This window comes from Muribacter muris (genome assembly GCF_001038205.1).
In the GTDB taxonomy this organism is placed as follows: domain Bacteria; phylum Pseudomonadota; class Gammaproteobacteria; order Enterobacterales; family Pasteurellaceae; genus Muribacter; species Muribacter muris.
Genome location: NZ_JWIZ01000120.1, coordinates 1 through 2,660, shown reverse-complemented (window position 1 = coordinate 2,660; position 2,660 = coordinate 1). Strand labels below are relative to the sequence as shown.

Sequence of the window (2,660 nt, the reverse complement as noted above, 5' to 3'; positions counted from 1 at the left end):
GTGAATGGCGTTTTAACCACAGTGAAATAAAAGTTCAATTTTCCATTTTAAAACAATTAGTAAAGCAGAATTTATTCTAGTTATCTAGTACAGCCCCATAATTTTTTAAACATACCTTTCCCTTAGTTTATATAGTTAATGCTGAAATGAAGCGTTGAGTTTTTCCACGCTGAATCCGTTGCATCATAGTCATAGCTGTATTTGCGTAGGGTGCATTCGTCCACCGTTTTAAAACTGGCATCTCTTAGAATATTGGCGACTTGCTCGGCAATTTCATCAAGTACGTTTTCAGTGGCGAACATCGGCAAGTAAATGCCAATTTTCAAATAGGCATCGCATTCTTCACCGCAAGCGGCAATAGGCTGATACTCAGCTTCATCAATAAACACCGACAAAGCGGGCAGCTCATTGTCTAAATCGGTGAACGTAGTGCGTCCGTTGTGAAAATGGGCTACGCCTTGAACTTTACCTTGCAATAATGCAACGATTTCTTGGCGGATAGCTTCGTTTTGAATCATAAAAAGTCCTCTTAATTAAGACGGCTTGAATAAGCCCATAGAGCAATATAAGGACAAAAAGGCAGGAGTAAATAGCCTAGATTTTGAGCGATAACCTACGGCAAATAACGAAAGCTAAATTTACAAAACTTTTTCTAGACCATTTTGATTGCCTCAAATGGCTATTTGAGATACTCACTTTCCCACTTGTTACCCACTTACTATTTTCTCTATATATATCAATTATTTATTTCTTTTTTAGGTGGAAAAGAGGGAAAGTGGGTAATAAATAAAAAGAAATATTTTAGGAATAAAAGAACATAAAAAAGCCCCGTATTAAACAGGGCTAAATATTACTTGGCAAGAGTAGAGCGAATAGAGCATTGCTCCACATAATCGCCCCATAATTGCATTACGGGTTTACGTTGTTCAAGATAGTTTGAGCGATTATAGGCTTGGCTAACTTCGCTTCCGACTTGATGGGCTAAACAGGCTTCCGCTACTTCATAACTAATATCTTGTTCTGCTAAATAGGTTCGGGCAATCGCTCTTAATCCGTGGGCTGTTTGTCGTCCTGCATAGCCCATTTTCTTGATCGCATTATTGGCAGTTTCTTTACTCATAGATTGATTAGGTTTGCTGTAATGGGAGAAGACAAACTTTTTTGAACTGGATATTGTTTTCATCTTTTCCAGTAATGCGATCGCTTGGCGAGAGAGTGGCACGATGTGATCAGCTTGCTTTTTCTTGGTCTTTTTTAGCTTTTCGGTAGGAATAGTCCAAAGCCTATTTTGCCAATCAATTTCAGTCCATTCTACGCTGACTGCTTCTGCCGGCCGAACCATTGTCAGTAGTTCCCATTGAATAAGAATTTTGGTGGTGAAGTCTCGATTAGAATTATTGAGGTCAGAGAGAAATTTAGGCAGTTCGCTAGGGTGAATAGCGGGGTTATGTACTTTTGGCTTTTTGCTAAAGGCTTCGCCGACCTTTTCACAGTAATTGAATTTGAGTAAGCCAATATTAACGGCAAAATTTAGTATTTGATTAGCAAGCCTGATGATACGGTGTAGGGTGTCTGTTTTCCCTTCGGCTGCTAAATGTTGTAGGCTGTGAATGATGTGCATTGGTTCGATATGGTTGATAGGGTAATGCCCTAATTTTGGGAACAAATGCTTTTCGAGGCGTAACCAATTCTTTTCCATTGTCAGCGGCTCAACATCGCCGGCACGTTTTATCCGCCAACGTTCAGCGATATTTAAAAACGTATTTTCATTTTGCCGGCATTTTTGGTTTTCCTGTTCTTGCCGATGAATTTGCGGATCAACGCCTTGGGCTAATAAAGCCCGAAATTCTTCACGCATAGCACGAGCTTGAGCGATAGAGATTTCAGGGTAAGTACCAATACTTAAATTTGTTCTTTTTTTCTTTATCGGTTGGGAATAATTAAAAATCCACGTTTTAGAGCCATTAGTTTTTACTCTTAGATGTAGCCCGTTTCCGTCTGCTAGTAAGTATTCTTTATCTTTAGGTTTGGCTTTCTCTACTTCGGTATTCGTCAGGGGTTTGGTAATTCTAGCCATACATTTTCACCTTTTTAGTTACACAGCTTTTTGTCATCTTAACACTGTGTAACTAAAATTCACGGTTAAAAACGATAAATAGCGATAAATAACGATAGTTAAAAGGGTTTAAATTATGCTTAGGGGCTTGATTTATAAGGGGTTAAAGAGAAGTTACGAAAGGTTGTGATAGCTAGAATGGTGCGACCGGCTGGACGCCCATAAATAATGTAATCAATGAGTTATCCTAACTTGGTGCAGTTCGTGTGCACAAGTGGTTTTAAGGGTGAAATTTTTCATTATTTTGCATTTTTGTGCGTAAAAATGCGTTAGAAAGATCTGATTTTAGGATCTGTTTGAGCTGTTGCGGGGCTTGGTTGGATCGGGTTTTTGCATTTGCGTAGAAATTGACATATTAAGTGCGGGGGCGTGGTGAGGATACGAGCGCTCGCGTAAGGTAGTGAGTAGGTGTCGGAGGCAGTTTTTTAGATTGAAAATGAGGTATTTATAGCGGATAAAATAAAGGGTAATTTATTGATTTTGCTATCTTTTTATTGTGTTTTTGCTATAATATATTGCCAATTTCTTTTTCTGAACCAAGAAA

General features: G+C 38.7%; 2 protein-coding genes and 1 pseudogene. 1 reads left to right on the top strand and 2 read right to left on the bottom strand.

Annotated features, from left to right (window positions below; genetic code table 11):
• Positions 1 to 80, top strand: a pseudogene (locus tag RO21_RS13060) (IS1595 family transposase); the annotation flags it as partial.
• Between the two features lie 42 nt (positions 81 to 122).
• Here RO21_RS13060 and gpU read toward each other — a convergent pair.
• Positions 123 to 518 (bottom strand): phage tail terminator protein, encoded by a 396-nt coding sequence (gpU, locus tag RO21_RS11975; RefSeq protein WP_047978013.1) that lies wholly within the window; start codon positions 516 to 518, stop codon positions 123 to 125.
• A 332-nt stretch (positions 519 to 850) separates the two neighbouring features.
• Positions 851 to 2,077 (bottom strand): tyrosine-type recombinase/integrase, encoded by a 1,227-nt coding sequence (locus RO21_RS11970; protein ID WP_047978012.1) that lies wholly within the window; start codon positions 2,075 to 2,077, stop codon positions 851 to 853.
• Positions 2,078 to 2,660: the final 583 nt, after the last annotated feature.